We start from the raw sequence: 20,090 nt of genomic DNA, 5'->3' as shown, positions 1-20,090 counted from the left end.
GCGTAAGGTCTGCATTGGCGACTTTGCCCCCCGACGCGCCGGATGCCGGGCTTCAATGTGGCCCAGTGGTGTGGGGGGCGTCAAGATGAGGGCGCCGTTGATGTTTGGCCGCGGGTTCGTTGTGGCTGGTCGCGCAGTTCCCCGCGCCCCTAAAAACCAAAAGACTGCGCAGTTCCCCGCGCCCCTTAACAGGGGCGCGGGGAACTGCGCACGGCATTACGGGACGATCTTCAGGAGGCGGTTCGGGGAACCCGTGCCGGGGCTGGTCACCACGCCGGTGGTGGCGCCGTTCACGAGGGCCGTGGCTACCTGGGCCGGGGTGGCCGAGGTGTGGCCGGCCAGGTAGACGGCGGCCGCGCCCGCGACGTGCGGGGTGGCCATCGACGTACCGGAGATGGTGTTCGTCGCGGTGTCGCTGGTGTACCAGCCCGCCGTGATCGACGAACCGGGGGCGAAGATGTCCAGGACCGAGCCGAAGTTGGAGTAGCTGGCCTTGGCGTCCGTGCTGGTGGTGGCGCCGACCGTGATCGCGGACGCGACGCGGGCCGGGGAGTACGAGGAGGCGTTGGCGCTGCTGTTGCCCGCCGCGACCGCGTAGGTCACGCCGCTCGCGATGGAGTTGGCCACCGCGGTGTCCAGCGTGGTGGACGCGCCGCCGCCGAGCGACATGTTGGCGACCGAGGGACCGCTGTGGTTCTGGGTCACCCAGTTGATGCCCGCGATGACGCCCGCGGTGGTGCCGGAGCCCGCGTTGTCGAGCACGCGGACCGCCACGATGTTCGCCTTCTTGGCGATGCCGTAGGTCGAGCCCGCGATGGTCGTGGCGACATGCGTGCCGTGACCGTTGCCGTCCGAGGCGACGGTGTCGCCGTCCACGGCGTCGTAGCCGTAGGTGGCCCGGCCGCTGATCTGCGAGTGCGTGATGCGCACGCCGGTGTCGATGACGTACGCCGTCACCCCGCTGCCCGCCGTGTCCGGGTAGGTGTACGTGCCGGAGAGCGGCAGCGACGTCTGGTCCGAGCGGTCCAGGCCCCAGGGGGCGTTGGACTGGGTGGTGTCGGTGACGTGCACCGTCTGGTTCTGCTCGACCACGGCCACCGACGGGTCGGCGGCCAGTCTCTTGGCCTCGGCCGCGGACAGGGTCGCCGTGTAGCCGTTCAGAGCGGCGCCGAACGTCTTCTTGACCGTGCCGCCGTACTCCTTGATCAGACCCTTGCCCTCGGCCGACGAGGCCTTGAAGTCCACGCCCTTCTTCAGCGTGACGATGTAGCTGTCCTTGACGGCGGTGGGGGAGTCCGCCGCGAGGATCCGGCCCTCGGCCGGTGCGGCCTGGGCGGGAAGCGCGGTGACGGCGCCGAGTAGAGCGGCGGTCGCCACGGAGGTTATCGCGGCGATCCGGATCTTCTTGCTACGCAGCTGTGCCATGCGAGGGAGTCCTCCTCATAGGCGGCGTGCGCCTGGGTGGGGCGCACGTCTGTGGGGGGTGCGCGCGTGATCGCACGCACAACCAGGAGCGTTGCGTTCCGCTACCGGTCGAGACATCAGCGTGATCGATCTACGGGTGTAGCTCAAGGGAGTTGACGCTTTGTCACGTGGCTGTCATGAACACGCAATCGAACGCACAGTGAACGCAAAGCGCAGAACCCGGTAGGTCCGGAAAAGTCTTGGCATGGACACTTCCTGTCAACACGCGTAGCTGCTACGAAAGTTACGGCAGAGATCCTGCTAAAGGGAGGTTCCATGAGACGTTCCCGACTTACGGCATACGTGACCTCGCTCCTCCTCGCCACCGCCTTCGCCCTCACCGGGGCAACGACGGCCCAGGCGTCCCAGCAAGCAGCAGCCACGGGCTATGTGGCCCTCGGCGACTCCTACTCGTCCGGTGTCGGCGCGGGCAGCTACATCGGCTCCAGCGGCGACTGCAAGCGCAGCACGAAGGCCTACCCCTACCTCTGGGCGGCCGCCCATTCACCCTCGTCGTTCAGTTTCACGGCCTGCTCGGGCGCTCGTACGGGTGATGTTCTGGCGAACCAGCTGGGCCCGCTCGGCTCCGGCACCGGCCTCGTCTCCATCAGCGTCGGCGGCAACGACGCGGGCTTCTCCGACGTCATGACGACCTGCGTCCTGCAGTCCGAGAGCGCCTGCGTCGCCCGCATCAACACGGCGAAGGCGTACGTCGACTCGACACTGCCCGGCAAGCTCGACTCGGTCTACTCGGCGATCAGCGCGAAGGCCCCGGCCGCCCATGTGGTCGTCCTGGGCTACCCCCGGTTCTACAAGCTGGGCGGCAGCTGCCTGGCCGGCCTGTCCGAGACGGAACGGGCCGCCATCAACAACGCCGCCGACTACCTGGACAGCGCCATCGCCAAACGGGCCGCCGACCACGGCTTCACCTTCGGCGACGTACGCCCCACGTTCACCGGTCACGAGATCTGCTCCGGCAGCGCCTGGCTGCACAGCGTCAACTGGCTGAACATCGGCGAGTCGTACCACCCGACGGCCTCGGGCCAGTCGGGTGGCTATCTGCCCGTCCTCAACGCCTCGGACTGATCACCGTCGAGGCCTGATCGCCTCGGACCGGCTACTGCCGAGGCCTGATCGCTCCGTTCGGCGCGAGCGCCTGCGGATTCTCGGAGGAGGAGGCCCCGCCCGTCGGGGCCTCCGTCTCGCACGTCACCGAGAAGGGCACCTGTTCCGACTTCGCCTCCTCGGGACTGCGCACCTCCACACCGATCTTGTTCTCGTAGGTCCCCGACGCGTCGTACGTCGTCACGATGACCGTGTTCTGCTTGGTCTTTCCGCCGTTCGCGGGGAACGACAGGGTCTTCCAGCCCGGGTCGGACACCTCGCCCGTCTCCGTCACCCAGCGGTACTCCACGTCCGCCGGCACGACCGTCACCGTGAACGTCGCCGTGAAGGTCGGAGCCTCCGCGTCGGGCGGCGGGCAGGCGCCGGTGTAGTCGGTGTGCGAACCCGAGACCGTGACCTTCACGGACTGGGTGGGCGGCTTGGTGGTCTGGCCACCTCCGGTGGTCGAACCGCCGTCGCTTCCGTTCGAGCCGGAGCTCTCCGTGGTCGAGCCGCCGTCCGTGCCGCCCCCACTGCTCCCGTTGCTCCCGCCGTTGTCACCGCCGCCCGTCGAGCCGCCGGTGCTCGACCCGCTGTTGGTGGTGTCGTCCCCGCCGCCTCCGTCGTCCTGGTTGACCAGGGCGTACGTCAGTCCCCCGAGCGCGATCGCGAGCGCGGCCAGACCCGCGATCACCACGACCGTCGCGCGCCGTGGATGGGCGGGTCCCGTGGTGGTGGTCGTCGCGGACGACACCTGCTGGGGCGTATACGCGGGCGGTGTGTACGCGGGTGTGGGGGTCGGCGGGGTCGGGGCGGGCTGCGGCAGTGCCGCGATCGTCGGCGCGTAGGCGGCGCTGCCCGTATGGGGTGTGCCGCCCGCCGCGACGAGCCGGAGATCCCGTTCGGCGTCCTCGGCCGACATGCGGTCCGCCGGGTCCTTGCGCAGCAGGCCCTCGATCACCGGGGTCAGCGGGCCCGCGCGCAGCGGCGCCGGCAACTCCTCGTCGACGACGGCCCGCAGGGTGCTCAGCGGGGTGTTCTGGCGAAACGGGGAGTTGCCCTCGACCGCCGCGTAGAGGAGCACCCCGAGCGACCACAGGTCGGACTCGGGTCCCGGCGTACGCCCCAACGCCCGCTCCGGGGCGAGGAATTCGGGCGAACCGATGACCTCACCGGTCATGGTGAGCGCCGAACTGCCCTCGACCGTCGCGATCCCGAAGTCCGTGAGGACCACGCGGTCGTCGTTCGACAGCAGTACGTTGCCGGGCTTCACATCCCGGTGCAGGACGCCCGCCTCGTGCGCGGCCCGCAGCGCGGCGAGCACCTCCGCTCCGATGTGCGCGGCGCGCTGCGGCGACAACGGGCCCTCGGCGTCCAGCAGATCGGAGAGCGCGATCCCGCGGATCAGCTCCATCACGATCCACGGGCGCCCGTCCTCCGTCGCCACGTCGTAGACCGTCACCACATTGCGGTTCGCGACCCGGGCGGCCGCCCACGCCTCGCGTTCCAGCCTGGCGTACATCCGCTCGGCGTCGGGGCCCGGCAGTCCGCCCGGGGCCCGTACCTCCTTGACGGCGACCTCTCGGTGCAGCACCTCGTCACGGGCGCGCCACACCGTCCCCATCCCGCCCTCGCCCAGCGGAGAGAGCAGACGGTAGCGCCCCGCGATCACTCGTTCACTGCCAGGTTCCTCAGACACGGGCGCCCCCCATTAGCATCCGCACGATTCTGAACAAAAGTAGCTCAACCGAGTACGGTTGCCGCCCCCCTGAACACCAATCCAGCCCCAAGGGCCACCACGACGAACGCGGATCCGATCGGCACGGTCCGCCGGAGGAGAGCCGCGGTCCGGCCGCCCGACCACCGGGCGCCGTTCTCGATGGCCTTCGCGACCCGGCTGCCGATCTTGACCACGGCGAACCCGGCCGCCGTGAGCGTGAGCGCGAGCCCCGCCCCGAAGGCGAGCACGAGCAGCAGCCCGAACCAGGCCTTCCCGAGTGCTGCGGCACCGACGAGCACGACGACCGCGGACGGACTCGGTACGAGCCCGCCGGCGAAGCCGAGAAGAAGGGTGTCCTTGAGCTTGAGAGAGGGGGAGTGGTTGTGCGAATGCGGGTGGGGGTGGGAGTGGTGGCCGTGACCGTGGTCGTGGGGGGCGTCGTGGCCGTGGGCGTGGGAACCGTCGTGGTCGTGGGTGTGGGACGGGCCGTGGTCGTGCGTCTGCTTCTCACCGTGTGTGTGGTCGTCCCCGTGTGTGTGGACGCCCTTGGGGCCGTCCTCGTGGCCTTGCGCATGGGCAAGAACAAGCTCGCGATCATGACTGTGGGCGTGAACGTGCCCATGAGTGTGGCTGTGGCTGTGGCTGTGCCCGTGGGAGTGGCTGTGCCCGTGTCCGCGCTGCCGCCAGGCCCGGCGTGCGAGGGTCGCGCCGGCCAGCATGACGATGACGCCGCTCGTCACGCCCAGCCAGGCGATCACCGAGGGCGCGGCGGCCGAGCCCGCGGCCACCAGGATGCCGAGGGCGACCACGCCCAGCGTGTGGGTGACGGTCACGGAGATGGCGAGCGGCATCACGTCGCGCATCGTGGCGTTGCCGCGGGCCGCGGCCGTGGCGGCCATGATCGTCTTGCCGTGGCCGGGGGCCAGGGCGTGCATCGCGCCGAGCAGCACGGCGATGCCCAGGGCGAGCGCGGCGAAGCCGAGGGTCAGGTCCTGGCGGGACACCAGGTCGTCCAGCGCGCGGGTGAACCGGTCGGCGCCGCGCGGCAGGATGGAGGACCCGGGCGCGTCGGAGTTCTCCTCGACGAGCGCGGGACCGCCGGGCCGGACGCGCAGCGAGGCCGTCGCCGTGTCCGCGGGGGACGACAGCAACTCCGCCGGGTACTTGGTCAGTTCACGCGATACGGACTTCGTGGGTACGTCCGAGGCGGTGAGGGTCATCCGGTCGCCGCGTGCCGTGACCTCGCGCCAGCCGGGGCCGTCGTCCACGGAGGCGTGGAAGCGCACGGACACGTTCTTCTCGGCCTTCTCCGGCAGCGGAGCCGTCCAACGGCACTCCACCCGAAGGGTGTTGAGCCCAGCCTGTCCGGGCCGCACCCGGGCGAGGCTCTCGCCGACGGTCAGCGCGACCGCCTCCCCGTCGACGGTCACCCGGCTCCTGCCGGCCGCCGTCTCGCACCGCTCCCGGGCCCAACTCGCCATGCCCGCCTTGTCGATGGCGGGCTTGGCCTGGGTCGCCGGGATCTCCGCGAGGTCCTCGACGTGGTCGACCCGCAGTTTCCCGGGACCGATGACGAGTCCGTCGTACCGGTTGACGGTGAAGTTGCCGAGCGGATGCGCGGACGCGGTGCCCGAGGGGACAAGGACGAGTGCGCAGGCCGCCACGAGGACGGCCGCTCCGGACGCGAACGCCCGTCGGCGCGCGGCCACTTGCCGGGCGAGCCGGACCCGGAGGCCGCGCGCGGGGACGGTGCTCATTCGGCACCGCCCAGTGCCTTGAGCGTCTTCTCGGCCAGCTTCGCGCCCACCGGCGAGAAGCCCGGGTTGAGCTTCAGTGCCGCCGACAGGCTGCTGTGGGCCGCCTTCTTGTCGCCGGTGGCCTGTTCGATCATGCCGCGGTGGTAGAGGAACGTCGCGTCGCGGTAGCCGGTGGCCGTGGCGCGCCGGGCGTACGGGAGGGCCTCCTCGTCGCGGCCGTTGACGTGCAGGGCCCAGGCGAGCGCGTCCGCGGTGTGGACGGTCTCCCGGCGCTCCCACTCGGCGCGGGCGGCGCGCAGGGCGGCCTTGCGGTCTCCGTGGTCCGCCGCCGCGAGGGCCGTGTCGAGGTCGGCGTTGACGCCGTTCGCCCGGGCCAGCGCGGTCCAGGCGTTCACCAGGGCGTACTGGTCACGGGCCTTCGCCTTGTCCTCCTCGCCCCCGCGGGCCTCGTACAGCTCGCCGAGCACGACCAGCGGGCCGGGCAGCGGGAAGCGGGCCACGACGTCCTCCATGCCGGCGATCGCCGACTTGCTGTCGCCGTTCGCGGCCTGCACCCTGGCACGGCCCTCCAGCGCCGGGAGGTACACCTTGTCGGCCCGCAGAGCCTGCTCGTAGTAGGTCAGCGCCGTCTTGTACTCGCCCTCGCGCCAGGAGAGCTGGCCTAGCGCCGTCGCCACGTACGCGGTGTCGCCCGGGGTGGAGGCGCTGGACAGCGCCTGCTTCAGGACGCGCCGCGTCGTGGTGACGTCGCCGCGCAGCTCCCGTACGTACGCGTAGCGGGTGAAGACCGGGATGCCGGGGCGGCGTTCGTCGGCCTGGTCGGCGGCCTTGGAGGCCTCCTTGTAGCGGCCGAGTTCGACCAGGGCGTCGATGCGGGTCGACAGCGCCCGCTCGTTGTACGCGTTCTCGTCCAGCGCCTTGTCCGCGTACCGCAGCGCGGCGGGGAAGTCGTGCCGGGCCGCGGCCAGCGCCGAACGGCCCGCGAGCGCCGGGTCGTTGTCCGGCTTCAGCTTCAGCGACCGCTCCAGTGCGCGCTCCGCCTGCGGATAGCGGGACGGGTCGCCGTTCGTGCGCGCCTGCTCGATGTAGGCGACGCCCAGTGTCGACCAGCCGCCGTAGTCCTTGGGCTGTGCCTTGAGGTGGGTCTGCAGTGCGGAGATGCTGGAGGCGAGGCTGCCGGTGGCCAGCAGTTCGGGAGCGACACCGGGCGCGGGCGCCACCGTACGCACGCCGTCGTCGTCCTTGTTGCCCAGAACCACGGCTCCCGCGGTCATGGCGATGGCGATGGCGACGGCGCACGCGCCGAGCCGCAGCATCCGCGCCCGCGGGGACTCCGGGCTCTCCTTCGGCCGGTCGGTCCGGTCGGGCCTGTCCTCGCCCTCGGGCGGCGGGGTCACGTCCGCGCGATCCTTCTCCTGCGCGTCCTCGTTCGTACCCGGGGCCATGCCCTCTCCTCAATCTCCTTGATGGAAGCGGTGGTTCAGAAGCGGTGGTTCGGGGGTGAGCGGCGCGGCCCGCGCGCCGTGGGGGACGGATACGCACGGGCCGCGCCAGTCGGAGTGCGGGTCAGTAGGCCCGGCGGCGGCCACGCCACCACAGGAGACCCGTGCCGATGAGCAGGAACCCGGCCGCGCCCGACGCCGCCGAGACGGCGATCAGCGTGGTGTCGTCCATACCGGCCACACCGCCCGTGGTGCCCGCGGGCTGCAGGGCGTCACCGAGCTGGTTGCGGACGTCGTTCGTGCCCGTCGTGCCCTTGGCGAGCGGACCGCGCGAACCGGAGGTCGGCAGCGCGACGTACGGGAACGCCTTCTCGAACTTCTGGTCGTTCTTGTCGACCGCGTCACCCAGGTCGTTCTTGGCACCCACGAGTTCGCCCTCGACGACCTGCAGCGCGATGTCCAGCACGTCGTCGCCGAGCCGGCGTCCGTTCGGGAAGCCCGCGTTGTCGCCGTCCAGCACGCCGAGCCGCTTCTCCTTGGCCGCCGGCTTGATCGAGGTGTTCAGGCGCAGCATCTCCGAAGCACGCACGTGCGGGGGCTGGTTGAGGCCCTCGACACCCTTCAGGAAGACGTCGACCAGGTCGTTCCTGGGCTCCTTCGGCGCCGGGATCTTGTAGATCGCCTCGATGAGCTTGGGCAGTTCGGGGTTGGTGACGTTCTCCAGGAAGTCGCCGTCGTTCCAGGGCGAGGACGCGTTGAACTTGTCCTTGTCCTTGATCGGGTTGACGACCTCGTTCACCAGCGGCATACCGAGGCGCGAGACCTGCCGGTACTCGCCGCTCGCGCTCCTGCGCTGCGTCGTCGACCAGATGCCCACGATCGGCTGGTCGGCCGACTCCGCGATCATGTCGGTCGGCACCTGCAGGGCAACGGAGTTGACGTTGTATTCCTTCAGCGTGTCATTGCCGACCTCGGACAGGTTCCCGCCGTACAGCAGGTCGAAGACGCGCAGGTCCAGGAAGAACGGGTCGTCCGCCTGACCGGCGAACGTCTTCGCCCCGCCCGGGAGTTCGTGCACGGCCTGCTCGCGGAGCTTGGCGTAGTCCGGCATGGACGCCTGGCCGACGTTCGACGGGGCGACGGGTACGTCGTCCGCGTACTTCGTCTTCTTGACCAGGTGCTGGTCCTTGAGCTGCAGCAGGTCGATGTCGTAGGTCTGCGTGATGTTGAGGTCCGGGTCGTCGAGGCTCTCGACCGGGCCCGTGTTGTACAGGAAGGTCTTGTCGTTCTTCACGTGCGTCTTGAACGTGTAGCGGAAGACCAGCTCGCCCTGCGCGTCACCGTTGTTGTCGATGTGCAGGTCGTACTGGGCGTCCTCGGCGAACGTGAAGAAGTTCGGCCCGCCCGCGGGTTCCTCGAACGGGATCCAGTTCGCGACGAGCGTCGTGGTGTCCGGATGGTCGGGGCTGACGAACGCGTACACGTCCGTGTTGTCGAACTGCGGCTGCCCCGAGATGAGCGGAGCCTCCCGGTGGCTGGACGCGCTTGCCGTCCCCGGTCCGAGCGCGGTCACGCCGACGGCCGCGAGCCCGCCGGTGGCCAACGCACCGCAGACAAGGGCCGCAAGGCTCCTTCGTCCCACGAACCCGCTGGTGAAAGGTGTCATGCCGTCCGTCCTCTGTCCCAAAGCTGTGTCCCGGCGGTGATGTCCGCGAGAAGCGACCCGTCGACTGATCTGCTCCTGCTCTCGTTCCGCGTCGGTTGGTGTTGCCTGATGCACGCCATTCGGAGCGGGTGCTCGGAAGGATTGGTTCGGGATTCACCCGCGTTTTCAAGCAGTTGATCCGTAACCCCATCCGAAGGCGTTCCGGCGCCGAATACGTGAGGATGAGACGGGCCGTTCAATGGCCGGAGAGGGGGAAACGAGTGGAGGCGGACGAACTTCTGGTGCTCGTGGCCGGAGGAGACCAGAAGGCCTTCGAGGATTTGTACGGTCTGGTGTCCGGGCCGGTGTTCGGGCTGGTGCGCCGCGTGGTGCGGGATCCGGCCCAGTCCGAGGAGGTGGCCCAGGAGGTGCTCCTCGAACTCTGGAGGTCCGCCGGACGCTACGACCCCGGCCGCGGCAGCGCGCTGTCGTGGGTCCTCACCCTCGCCCACCGCCGGGCGGTCGACCGGGTCCGCAGTGCCCGCGCCGCAGGGGAGCGCGAACTGCGCATGGCCCGGCGCTCGAACGGCCCCGCCTTCGACCAGGTCGCCGAGGAGGTCGAGGCCGGCCTCGAACGAGAATGGGTGCGCCGCTGCCTGGACCGGCTCACCGCACTGCAACGACAGTCCGTCACCCTCGCCTACTACGACGGCTACACGTACCGTGAAGTGGCCGAACGGCTCTCCCTGCCGCTCGGCACGGTCAAGACGCGCATGCGCGACGGACTCACGCGGTTGCGCGACTGCCTGGGAGGTGTCGCATGACCAGCCTCTTCCGGCGGAGTGATCTGCACTCCCTGGCCGCCCCCTACGCCCTGGACGCCCTGGAACCCCATGAGCACATGCGTTTCGAGAAACACCTGAGGCGCTGTGACAGCTGCGCCGCCGAGGTGCGCGCGCTGCGCGAGGACGCGGTCCGCCTCGCCTGGTCCACGGCCGCCCCGGCGCCGGCCGCGATGCGCGACCGGGTCCTCATGGCCGTACGGACGACCCCTCAGGAGCCGGCGCCCTTCGCCCAACCACCGGCCCGGGCGATCACGGACCGGTACGAGGAGCGGGCGCCGTCGCGTGCCCGTCGCTCGGGCTTCTCGCCGTTCCTCATCCCGCTCGCGTCCACCACGGCCGCGGCCGCCCTCGTCGTCGCCGCGCTGTTCGGCATGCAGGCGGCCCGCACCCAGGACCAGCTCGCCCAGGAGCGGGCCCAGGCGCGTGAGATCGCACACGTTCTCGCCGCGCCGGACGCCCGCGCGAGCGCCGGACGCGACGCGAACGGACAGGGCATGAGCGTCGTCGCGTCCGCCTCGCAGCGCACCGCGGTAGTGACCGCGGCCGGTCTGGGTACACCTTCCAACGGAAGGGTTCACCAACTGTGGCTCATGCGACCGGAGGAGAAACCGCGATCCCTGGGGCTCCTGGACGGCGACACGCCCTTGATTGCCACCGGGCTGAACACGAACGCGACATCACTCGCTGTCACCGTCGAGCCGTCGGGCGGTTCCGCACAGCCAACAACCGCACCGGTTGTCCAACTCGCCCTGGAATCAGTTGGATTCGGAGAGTGACCGTCAACACCCTTACCGGAAAGGTGAATCCCGCGCCCGGGATACACGGGTGTGGAGAGGGAGCGATAGGGTTAACCTGCCCGGGCCGGGTGCCCTCGTATGGGTGGGGAGTGACATGGAACAGATAACAGTGCGTGGCAGGGCGCGAGTCCCTGCGATCACGTGTGGCAGCAGCGCGACCAGCTCGCGTCTCGACCGTCATCTCTCGGTGATGGGTGGCCCCGCCATCCCTCAACGTGAGGCGGCCGAGGCGACGGACCTGATGCGCGAGCTCACCGCACGTGACACCGCGCACGACCGCACCGGCAGGGGCGCGCGAGTGAGGCGGGTCTCGCTCTTCGCACCGCTGCGCCGGCTGCGCCGTTCCCTGTTCGGCGGCCGCTGAACAGCGGCCCCGGTCGCTGACAGGCGGCCGAATCCGAGCAGGACCCCGACCCGCGCTCAGGCGGCCACACCGTCCCGGCGCAGTGCTGCGATCTCATCGTCCGTCATCCCCACGGCACGCAGCAGCGCCCCGGTGTGTTCCCCGAGCGCGGGTACGGGCCCCATCCGCGCCGAGTCCCCGCCCGGCAGCGTGATCGGCGGCAACAACGCCCTCAGCGGCCCGACCGGCGAATCCACTTCCCGCCACCGGTCCCGCGCCGCCAGCTGAGGATGCTCCGCCACCTCCCGTACGTCCCGCAGTCGCGCACACGCGATCCCGGCCACCTCAAGCTGTGCGACCGCCTCGTCCGTGACCAGCGCCGCCAGGGCTTTGCCGACCAACTCGTCGGTGTGCTCCCGGTGTTCGACCCGCGCCGCGTTCGTCGCGTACGCTGGGTCGTGCGCCAACTCCGGCCGCCGAAGCACCTGTTCGGCCAGCCTCCGCCACTCCCGGTCGTTCTGCACCGACAGCAGCACCCGCCCGCCGTCCGCCGTCGGATAGGCGTCGTACGGGGCGATGACGGCGTGCGCGAGACCGGTGCGCGCCGGGGGAGTTCCACCGTGCATCGCATGGTGCAGCGGATGTCCCATCCACTCCGCCAGTGCCTCCAGCATCGACACCTCCACCGGCCCGCCGCGCCCCGTCGTGCCACGCCGCACCAGCGCCGCCAGCACCCCCGAGAACGCGTACATCGCCGCCGCGATGTCGGCCGCCGGGATCCCCGCCTTCACCGGCTGCTCGGCCGTTCCCGTCACGGACACCAGCCCCGCCTCGCACTGCACGAGCATGTCGTACGCGCGCTTGCCGGCGTACGGGCCGGTGGCCCCGTAGCCCGAGATGTCCACGGCGATCAGCCGCGGGTCGGCCGCGCACAGCGTCGCCGCGTCCAGGCCGAGCCGCGCGGCCGCGCCCTGTGCGAGGTTCTGCACGAAGACGTCGGCGTCCGCGACGAGACGGCGTACGACGTCCAGGCCGCGCGGGTCCTTCAGATCGAGGGCGATGGACTCCTTGCCGCGGTTGCACCACACGAAGTGCGAGGCGAGACCGGCGGCCGCGGTGTCGTAGCCGCGCGCGAAGTCACCGCCGTCGATCCGCTCGACCTTGACGACCCGGGCCCCGAGATCGGCGAGCTGCCGGGTGGCGAAGGGCGCCGCGACGGCCTGTTCGACGGCGACGACGGTGATGCCCTCCAGGGGCAGGGGAAGCGGCTCCATGCGAGGGATCATGTCCCGCGCGCGAGGGCTTTGTCATGCGGCGGCGGGGAGGCCGGTCGGCAGGTCGGACGGTCGGTCGCGGCCTCGGGTCGAGCGGTCAGCGGCCGCCGTTCGCGTACCGGCGGACGGCGAGCGGCATGAACACCGCGATGAGGACCGCGCACCAGGCCAGCGACCCCGCGACGGGGTGTGTCACCGGCCAGGCGCCGTCCGTCGGAACCGGCGCGTTCCCGAACAGGTCGCGCAGGGCCGTGGTCACCGCGCTGATCGGGTTCCACTCGGCGATCGTGCGCAGCCAGGTGGGCAGATTGTCCGTCGGGATGTACGCGTTCGACAGCAGCGGCAGGATGAACGTCGCGCCGCCCAGCTGCCCAGCCGCCTCCTCGCTCTGCGAAGCCAGGCCCAGCAGGATCCCGATCCACGTGGTCGCGAACCGGAAGAGCAGCAGCAGGCCCACCGCACCGGCCGCATCCAGCGCGGAGCCCTCCATCCGCCAGCCCACCGCGAGCCCCACCAGCAGCACCGGCACCGTGCCCACGGCCGTGACGACCAGGTCCCCGGCCGCCTGCCCGAGCGGTACGGCGGCCCGGCTGATCGGCAGCGTGCGGAAGCGGTCCATCACGCCCCGGTGCGAGTCCTGGGCGGCCTGGAACATCCCGGTCATGATCCCGTTGGCCGCCGTCGCGACCAGCAGCCCCGGCACCAGGAAGGCCCGGTACTCCTCGCCGGGCATCGCGAGCGCGCTGCCGAAGACATAGCCGAAGAACAGCAGCATCGTGATCGGCATGGTCTGGGTGAGGATCAGCAGCCCCATGTTGTGCCGGATCCGCCGCAGCTGACGGCCCAGCATCGCGGTGCTGTCGTACGCCAACGCACTCATGTCACAAGCTCCTTGCTGTCGGTCCGGCCACCGGACCGGTTGTCGGCCGCCTCGTCGGTCCGGTCCTTGGCCCGTCCGTCGGTCAGGCGGAGGAAGACGTCGTCGAGCGTCGGCGGGCGCAGGTTCACGTCGAGCAACGGCACACCCGCGGCGTCGAGTTCGCGTACCAGGCGGGGGAGGGTGAGCGTCGGGTCGGTGGTGACCGCGCCGACGGCACGCCGCTCCTCGTCGAAGTCGGGCCGGGAGCCCGTCAGTTGGTCAAGGACGGCCGCCGCTCCGGCCATGGCGTCCGCGTGGGCGACCACCGCTTCCGCGTACGAGCCGATGAGCGCCTTCAGTTGGGCGGGAGTGCCCGAGTGCGCGACCCTGCCGCGGTCCATGAGGGCGATGTCGTCGGCGAGTTGGTCGGCCTCCTCCAGATACTGCGTGGTGAGCAGGACCGTCGTGCCCTCCGCCTTCAGCGCGCGCACGGTCTCCCAGATCTGGTTGCGGCTGTGCGGGTCGAGGCCCGTCGTCGGCTCGTCCAGGAACAGCACCGCGGGCCGGGTGATCAGGCTCGCGGCCAGGTCGAGGCGGCGCCGCATGCCGCCGGAGTAGGTGGACGCGGCGCGGTCCGCCGCGTCGGTGAGTTCGAAGCGGTCGAGGAGTTCGTCGGCGCGGGCCGCCGCCTTCGGGAGGCGGCGCAGCTTCGCGAACAGCCGCAGGTTCTCCCGCCCCGTCAGGTCGCCGTCGACCGACGCGTACTGCCCGGTGACACCGATCGCGCGGCGCACGGCGTCCGGCTCCCGGACGAGGTCGTGCCCCGCGACACGCGCGGACCCCGCGTCGGGCCGCAGCAGCGTCGTGAGCAGCCGCACCGCCGTTGTCTTGCCCGCGCCGTTCGGCCCGAGCAGACCGCAGACCGTGCCCTCCGCCACGGCCAGGTCCAGCCCGCGCAGCGCCCGGACTTCCTTGAAACTCTTCTCCAGACCCTCACTAAGTACAGCGTACGTAGTAGTCATGGTGCGACCATACCTCACTACGTACGCTGTACGTAACTAGGATGGGGACGACAGGATCCACCGATGGCAGGACTGACGACACCGATGGCAGGACGTGCCGACGTACCCGAAGTGATCTGGGCCCGACCCGAGCGCACGGGCCGCGGGCCGCGGCCCGCGTTCACCCGGACCGACATCGCGGCCGCCGCGGTGCGGATCGCGGACGCGCAGGGGCTGGACGCCGTCTCGATGCGGCATGTCGCGGCCGAGCTGGGCTGCGGCACGATGTCGCTCTACAACTACGTGCCGCGCAAGGAGGACCTGTACGAGCTGATGGTCGACGCCGTCAGCGGAGAGCACGAGTTGTGGGAGCCGGCGGGGGACTGGCGCGGTGACATGCTCCGGGTCGCCCACGAGACCCGGGCGCTCATGCTCCGGCATCCGTGGCTGCCGGCCCTGATGTCACCGGTGTACGGGTTCAGCCCGAACGCCCTGCGCTATCTGGAGCACTGTCTGACGTGCCTGGACTCCTTCGAGGGCACGTACGGCACGAAGTTCGAGCTGATCGCGATGCTCAACGGAGTGGTGACCACGTACGTGGGCAACGAGCTGGCCACGGTCGAGAGGGTGCGGGCGTTGCCGTGGTCGGAGGAGCGGGAGAACGCGGTGCGCGGGGCGTACCTGGGTGCGCAGGTTGCCGGCGGGGCGTACCCGCGGATGGCTGCGGCGTTCATGGAGGATGCGGGGCCGATCGATCTGGGGGCCGTGTTCCAGCGGGCGCTGGAGCGGGTGCTCGACGGGTTTGACCCCTCTCGCTGAGTGAGCCCGCCTCAGATCAGCGCGACCTGGCCCTCCGGGCCCTCCTCGTGGTGGTCCAGGACCGATGCCGGTTTGCGGGACGTGTCCGGGGGCGGCAGTACGCCCGCCCGGTGCAGCTCGCTCGCGGTGATCGGGGATTTCAGGGTCAACTCGGCCTGCTGCGGGCGTAGTTCCGCGAGCAGGGACAGGACCGTGATGACTTCCAGGAGGTCGGAGGTCCAGGGCTGGGGCCAGGTGGTGGGGCGGATGGACTCCAGGGTGCCGGGGTCCGGCTGGGTGGTTCGGGTGGTGAACCACTGGTCCAGGACGCGGACGCCGCCGACCTCGAAGTCCCAGGCGGTGGGCGGGACGGGGGAGATGCGGCCCTCGTCGAGGTGGAGGGTCTCCTCGTCGCGGTCGTAGCGGAGTTCGAGCGGGCGGGACGGGAGCGGAGCCCGTACGTACGGGCGGCGGCCGCCAGGGAGTTTGGGGCGTTCGCCGTCACGGCGCATCAACCACAGGATGCGGTGGCCCAACTCGGTGCCGTGTGCCCAGAGTTCGGGGTCCGACGTGAGTGGAACCGTGCATCCGCGCGGCCCCGGGCGGGCGACCGCGATCGTCCAGGCGAGGACGTCCAGGGGGGTGGGGGAGTGGCCCAGACGTTTGGCCAGGAGGTCCAACAGGCCCGGCGCCAGGTTGGGTTCGCGGCCTTCGGGGCGCCGGTACAAGGGGCGGATCCGGCCCGGCCGGGCGGTGGGCACGGTCTTCGACTGCGGGAGGACCACCGGGAGCGTCGACGTGACCAGGAGTGGCGGCCCGTCGGGAGCGGGGGTCTGCTCGACCGCGAACACCTGCCGCTCGTCGGTCACGCGCCACAACTCCGGCCGCGCCGCGTCGATCAGCCGGTGGTCGGGGATCAGCCACTGTTCGTCGAACGGCCCGTGCATGACCCGCACCGGCTCCGCGCAGGGGCCCGACGCGCGGGCCAGCCGGACCGTTCCGGAGGACTGGCCCGGCAGTTGACCCACCGCCGAGTGCAGCGTCCGCGCGCGTGTGACGCCGAACAACGCCTCGCGGTCGGGCCCTTCGGCCTTCACGAAGGCGTCCCACCGTGCTTTCAGGGACGCCGCGTCGGGCGCCGTCGGCCACCCGCGGCCCAGCCGGGGCGGTGCGACGGCCCACGGCATGAGGTCCGCGAGCAGCGGAGCGTCGTCGTGCGTCACGCTCGGCATCGTACGACGTGGGCCGTCGAAGGCGACTTGGTCCCGCATGCTCAGTGGGCGTCGAGGGTGACGGTGAAGGAGAAGCGGTCGCCGCGGTACTGGATGCGGGCCACGTCGAGCGCCCGGCCGTCCTCGCCGTGCACGACGCCCGTGTAGTGCAGGATCGGGCTCAGCAGCGGGACCTGGAGCAGCCGCGCGGTCTCCGGGTCCGCGAGCCGCGCCTCCACGGTGTCGGTGATCTGGCTGATCCTCGCCCCCGCGACATCCCGCAGCACCTTGGTCATGGGCCAGCGGACCAGGTCCTCGGGGTCGATCAGGGCCGCCAGTTCGGGCCGTACGTAGTTGCGGGCGTGGTTGGTCGGCTCCCCGGTCTTCTCGTCACTGCGCAGCCGGTGGTAGGTGGCGACCTCCGTCAGGTCCGGGAAGTGCTCGGAGAGTTCCGCCGACACGGGCTCGGTGCCGTGGTCAAGCAGCCGGGTCGTCATGCCCGACTGCTGGGCCACGATCGCGTCCACCGAGCCGAGCAGCCGGACCGGGGCGCCCCGCGCGGCGCTCGGCTCGATGAACGTGCCGCGCCTGCGGTGGCGGGTGATCAGCCCCTCGTCCTCCAGCTCCTTGAGCGCCTGCCGCATGGTCAGCACGCTCACCCCGTAGTGCTCCGCCAGCTGTTCCTCGGTGGGCAGCCGCAGCGGATCCTGCGCGGACCGCCCGAGTATCGAGGCGCGCAGGGACTGCGACACCTGATACCAGAGCGGCAGCTTGCGGTTCAGGACGATCGAGTCCGGGGCGAAGGAGGTCACGAGGGTATCCGTACCGTTCGCGGGCGCTGGGTGCAACGGGCGGTCACGATCGGTCCCGGCCGGTCATGGGCGCCGCTCCGGCCGGAAGTGCCGCTGGAGGCCCTGCCACACGTCGTCGTATGCGCGCTGCAGATGCTCCGCACCGGCGGCCTGCGTGGTGGCGGTGACCGGCCAGCGCGTCTCGAACATGAAGGCCAGGCCGTCGTCGATCTTCTGCGGCCGCAGCTCGGCGGCGCTCGCCCGGTCGAACGTCTCCCGGTCGGGACCGTGCGCCGACATCATGTTGTGCAGCGAGCCGCCCCCCGGCACGAAACCCTCCGCCTTGGCGTCGTACGCGCCCTCGATGAGCCCCATGTACTCGCTCATCACGTTCCGGTGGAAGTACGGCGGCCGGAACGTGTCCTCGCCCACCAGCCAGCGCGGCGCGAAGACGACGAAGTCGACGCCGGCAAGGCCCGGGGTGTCGCTCGGCGAGGTCAGCACCGTGAAGATCGACGGGTCCGGGTGGTCGTAGCTGATGGTGCCGATCACATTGAACGCGCGCAGATCATAGGCGTACGGCACATGGTTGCCGTGCCAGGCGACGACATCCAGCGGGGAGTGGTCGTAGACGGCCGTCCAGAGGTTGCCGCAGAACTTGTTCACCACCTCCACCGGGCCCTCGACGTCCTCGTACGCGGCCACGGGCGCCCGGAAGTCGCGGGCGTTCGCCAGACCGTTGGCGCCGATCGGGCCGAGGTCGGGGAGCTGGAAGGGCGCCCCGTAGTTCTCGCACACATAGCCCCGGGCGGTTGGGCCCGTGCCGTCGTCGTCGGACGCGGTGTCCAGCAGCTCCACACGGAAGCGCACCCCACGAGGGATGAGCGCCACATGTCCCGGCTCCACATGCAGCAGCCCGAACTCGGTGCGCAGCAGCAGCCCGCCGCGCTCCGGCACGATCAGCAGCTCGCCGTCGGCGTCGCTGAACACCCGCTCCATCGAGGTGTTGGCGTGATAGAGGTGCACGGCCATGCCGGTGCGCTGTGTCGCGTCGCCGTTGCCGCCGAGCGTCCACAGGCCCGCCAGGAAGTCGGTGCCCGGTGCGGGCTCGGGCAGAGGGTTCCAGCGCAGCCGGTTCGGGTCGGGCACCGTCTCCGTGAAGGGCGCCGTGCGGATGGCGCCGTTTCCGGTGCGGGTGAAGGCCGGGTGCGCGGCCGACGGGTGGATCCGGTACAGCCACGACCGGCGGTTCTGCGCCCTCGGCTCGGTGAACGCCGTACCGCTCAGCTGCTCCGCGTAGAGCCCGAGCGGGGCCCGCTGCGGAGAGTTGCGGCCGTGCGGCAGGGCGCCCGGCACCGCCTCCGAACTGTGCTCGTTGCCGAACCCGGTGAGATACGTCAACGCCTCGACGGTCTTCCGCAGTGTCTCGGCGGTGATCCGCCCGTCCCCGCTCATGATCGCTCCCTCGTTCCTGATTCCTATGCATCACCGTAGGATTCGCGAAATCCGTGCGCAAGAGGGAGATGCCCGTGCCTGCGGGGGCGACCGCGCGATCGCGCCAAGACCGCTGGAGCAGCCGAGAACCAGACTTCAGAGGGATCCGCTTGTCAGAGCGGTGCTCTAATCTCCCCGGCATGTCGTGGACGCGCGTATTCCTCACCGCGCTCGCGGCCTGTGCCCTGTTCGGCGCTCTGCTCGTCGGAGCGACGGGCTGCGGGTCCGACGAGGCGCGCGATGGCGAGGGCAATGGCGTGAAGCCGTCGCCGGTGGGCAAAGTGCTGGAGGACACGGACGAGGAAGGGCGGCACTACCGTGAGATCGACAAGAAGGACGCACCGAAGGTCGCGATCGAGATACAGCCCGACGCCGACAGCGACGGCTGGGACGTCCGCCTGACCGTCCACGACTTCCGCTTCTCGCCGGCCGGTACGAGGAAGACGGCCGAACCCGGCCGCGGGCACGCCCTCCTCCGCCTCGACGGCCGCCCCCTGTCCTTCCTGCGCGGCCCCACCCACCACATCGCCGGTGGTCTCGTTCCCCGCGGCACCCACCAGGTCTCCGTGCGCCTGCACGCCGACGACGACACGGTGTGGGCCGTGGACGGCGAGCCCGTCGGCAGCACGGCGGACATCACCGTGTCCGATCCCGGGCCGACGGACACGGAGTCCGCGCCGACGCCGGCGACGAGTGGCCGGGGCACGGACAAATGAGTGGCATGAGCACCGACATTCGTACCGAAGGGCAAGGTTCACCGGACCCCGGCGGAAAGGCATCATGAAGCCCGTGCCCCCTGCGACCTCGCTGCGCCGCGCGCCCGTTCAACGCCGGAGCGCCGAAAGACTCACCCGAATCCTCGACGCCTGCGCCGATCTCCTCGACGAGGTCGGCTACGACGCCCTCAGCACCCGCGCGGTCGCCCTGCGCGCCGGCGTGCCCATAGGGTCCGTCTACCGCTTCTTCGGCAACAAGCGCGCCATGGCCGACGCGCTCGCCCAGCGCAACCTCGACGTCTTCACCGAGCGCGTCACCCTCCGCCTCCGGGAGACCGCAGGCGCGGACGGCTGGCGCGCGGCCATGGACGCGGTCCTCGACGAGTACCTCGCGATGAAACGCACCGCGCCCGGCTTCTCCCTCGTGGACTTCGGCAACCAGATACCCGTCGGCACCCGCGACGCCGGACCCAACACCCGCGTCGCCGACCGCCTCACCGACATGCTCTCCTCCGTCCTGGACCGCGAACCCGACGAGGACCTGCGCCGCACCTTCCTCATCGCCGTCGAGGCCGCCGACACCCTCGTTCAGCTCGCCTTCCGCCTCGACCCGTCCGGCGACGAACGGGTCATAGAGGAGACCCGGGAACTGCTCCGGGCGTATCTGGCACGGTCGCTCGACTGACGGAGAGGCCGGGCGACGGCGTTGCCCGGCCCCACCCGGCCCCCGGCCCTTCCCTGCCCGGCCCGTCCCCGCCAGGCCCGTCCCCGCCCGGCGCGGACACCCGAACGGCGCGCGAATTTCCGACGTGACCCCCGCGACCCCTCC

At 70.9% G+C, this 20,090-nt stretch carries 18 protein-coding genes; 7 read left to right on the top strand and 11 right to left on the bottom strand.

Features of this window, described 5'->3' with window-relative positions; all coding sequences use genetic code 11:
- Positions 1-216 precede the first annotated feature (216 nt).
- Positions 217-1,425, bottom strand: coding sequence for a S8 family peptidase (locus ACZ5VQ_RS23815; RefSeq protein WP_362080447.1), 1,209 nt, complete (start codon positions 1,423-1,425; stop codon positions 217-219).
- A 315-nt stretch (positions 1,426-1,740) separates the two neighbouring features.
- Between ACZ5VQ_RS23815 and ACZ5VQ_RS23810 the strand changes: the two genes are divergently transcribed.
- A complete protein-coding gene (locus tag ACZ5VQ_RS23810) occupies positions 1,741-2,550 on the top strand; it encodes an SGNH/GDSL hydrolase family protein (protein ID WP_200399242.1) in 810 nt (269 codons plus the stop codon).
- Between the two features lie 31 nt (positions 2,551-2,581).
- Here ACZ5VQ_RS23810 and ACZ5VQ_RS23805 read toward each other — a convergent pair whose 3' ends face one another.
- The 4 genes from ACZ5VQ_RS23805 to ACZ5VQ_RS23790 form a co-directional block, all read right to left on the bottom strand.
- Positions 2,582-4,267, bottom strand: coding sequence for a serine/threonine-protein kinase (locus tag ACZ5VQ_RS23805; RefSeq protein ID WP_469106613.1), 1,686 nt, complete (start codon positions 4,265-4,267; stop codon positions 2,582-2,584).
- A gap of 44 nt (positions 4,268-4,311) precedes the next feature.
- The gene (locus tag ACZ5VQ_RS23800; RefSeq protein ID WP_469106612.1) at positions 4,312-6,045 is read right to left on the bottom strand and encodes a HoxN/HupN/NixA family nickel/cobalt transporter; all 1,734 of its coding nucleotides are present in this window, start codon (positions 6,043-6,045) and stop codon (positions 4,312-4,314) included.
- A complete protein-coding gene (locus ACZ5VQ_RS23795) occupies positions 6,042-7,490 on the bottom strand; it encodes a tetratricopeptide repeat protein (protein ID WP_469106611.1) in 1,449 nt (482 codons plus the stop codon). Before ACZ5VQ_RS23795 ends, ACZ5VQ_RS23800 begins: the two co-directional genes overlap by 4 nt.
- A gap of 121 nt (positions 7,491-7,611) precedes the next feature.
- A complete protein-coding gene (locus ACZ5VQ_RS23790) occupies positions 7,612-9,153 on the bottom strand; it encodes a DUF4331 domain-containing protein (RefSeq protein ID WP_469106610.1) in 1,542 nt (513 codons plus the stop codon).
- Between the two features lie 260 nt (positions 9,154-9,413).
- Between ACZ5VQ_RS23790 and ACZ5VQ_RS23785 the strand changes: the two genes are divergently transcribed.
- From ACZ5VQ_RS23785 to ACZ5VQ_RS23775, 3 genes are all read left to right on the top strand, one after another.
- Complete coding sequence (locus ACZ5VQ_RS23785; RefSeq protein WP_055616860.1) at positions 9,414-9,956, top strand: sigma-70 family RNA polymerase sigma factor; 543 nt, start codon at positions 9,414-9,416, stop codon at positions 9,954-9,956.
- The gene (locus ACZ5VQ_RS23780; protein WP_469106609.1) at positions 9,953-10,753 is read left to right on the top strand and encodes an anti-sigma factor; all 801 of its coding nucleotides are present in this window, start codon (positions 9,953-9,955) and stop codon (positions 10,751-10,753) included. Before ACZ5VQ_RS23785 ends, ACZ5VQ_RS23780 begins: the two co-directional genes overlap by 4 nt.
- Positions 10,754-10,868: 115 nt before the next feature.
- Positions 10,869-11,138, top strand: a complete 270-nt coding sequence (locus tag ACZ5VQ_RS23775) for a hypothetical protein (RefSeq protein ID WP_200399247.1) — start codon at positions 10,869-10,871, stop codon at positions 11,136-11,138.
- Between the two features lie 56 nt (positions 11,139-11,194).
- On the opposite strand, the gene ACZ5VQ_RS23770 is transcribed toward ACZ5VQ_RS23775, so the two are convergent.
- The 3 genes from ACZ5VQ_RS23770 to ACZ5VQ_RS23760 form a co-directional block, all read right to left on the bottom strand.
- Positions 11,195-12,403: a CaiB/BaiF CoA transferase family protein gene (locus ACZ5VQ_RS23770; protein ID WP_469106608.1), complete on the bottom strand. Its 1,209-nt coding sequence runs from the start codon at positions 12,401-12,403 to the stop codon at positions 11,195-11,197.
- A gap of 85 nt (positions 12,404-12,488) precedes the next feature.
- Positions 12,489-13,271, bottom strand: a complete 783-nt coding sequence (locus ACZ5VQ_RS23765) for an ABC transporter permease (RefSeq protein WP_469106607.1) — start codon at positions 13,269-13,271, stop codon at positions 12,489-12,491.
- Complete coding sequence (locus ACZ5VQ_RS23760) at positions 13,268-14,272, bottom strand: ATP-binding cassette domain-containing protein (RefSeq protein ID WP_469106606.1); 1,005 nt, start codon at positions 14,270-14,272, stop codon at positions 13,268-13,270. Before ACZ5VQ_RS23760 ends, ACZ5VQ_RS23765 begins: the two co-directional genes overlap by 4 nt.
- An 84-nt stretch (positions 14,273-14,356) precedes the next feature.
- Here ACZ5VQ_RS23760 and ACZ5VQ_RS23755 point away from each other — a divergent pair, with 84 nt between their 5' ends.
- Positions 14,357-15,070 carry a TetR/AcrR family transcriptional regulator C-terminal domain-containing protein gene (locus ACZ5VQ_RS23755; RefSeq protein ID WP_469106683.1) on the top strand — a complete coding sequence of 238 codons (714 nt, stop codon included), beginning with the start codon at positions 14,357-14,359 and terminating at the stop codon, positions 15,068-15,070.
- 11 nt (positions 15,071-15,081) lie between these two features.
- Here ACZ5VQ_RS23755 and ACZ5VQ_RS23750 read toward each other — a convergent pair whose 3' ends face one another.
- From ACZ5VQ_RS23750 to hmgA, 3 genes are all read right to left on the bottom strand, one after another.
- On the bottom strand, positions 15,082-16,281 hold the full coding sequence (locus tag ACZ5VQ_RS23750) for a type ISP restriction/modification enzyme (protein ID WP_469106682.1): 1,200 nt from the start codon (positions 16,279-16,281) through the stop codon (positions 15,082-15,084).
- A 41-nt stretch (positions 16,282-16,322) separates the two neighbouring features.
- Positions 16,323-17,072, bottom strand: coding sequence for a GntR family transcriptional regulator (locus ACZ5VQ_RS23745; protein ID WP_055615539.1), 750 nt, complete (start codon positions 17,070-17,072; stop codon positions 16,323-16,325).
- A 63-nt stretch (positions 17,073-17,135) separates the two neighbouring features.
- Entirely contained in the window at positions 17,136-18,506 is a 1,371-nt protein-coding gene (gene hmgA, locus ACZ5VQ_RS23740) for a homogentisate 1,2-dioxygenase (RefSeq protein ID WP_469106605.1), read from the bottom strand.
- Between the two features lie 179 nt (positions 18,507-18,685).
- Between hmgA and ACZ5VQ_RS23735 the strand changes: the two genes are divergently transcribed.
- Together ACZ5VQ_RS23735 and ACZ5VQ_RS23730 are read left to right on the top strand one after the other, a co-directional pair.
- A complete protein-coding gene (locus tag ACZ5VQ_RS23735; RefSeq protein WP_469106604.1) occupies positions 18,686-19,261 on the top strand; it encodes a hypothetical protein in 576 nt (191 codons plus the stop codon).
- 64 nt (positions 19,262-19,325) lie between these two features.
- Positions 19,326-19,946, top strand: a complete 621-nt coding sequence (locus ACZ5VQ_RS23730) for a TetR/AcrR family transcriptional regulator (protein WP_469106603.1) — start codon at positions 19,326-19,328, stop codon at positions 19,944-19,946.
- Positions 19,947-20,090 lie beyond the last annotated feature (144 nt).

The sequence above is a fragment of the Streptomyces sp. NPDC033178 genome, from assembly GCF_055577685.1.
This window is presented reverse-complemented; position numbering and strand designations above follow the sequence as displayed.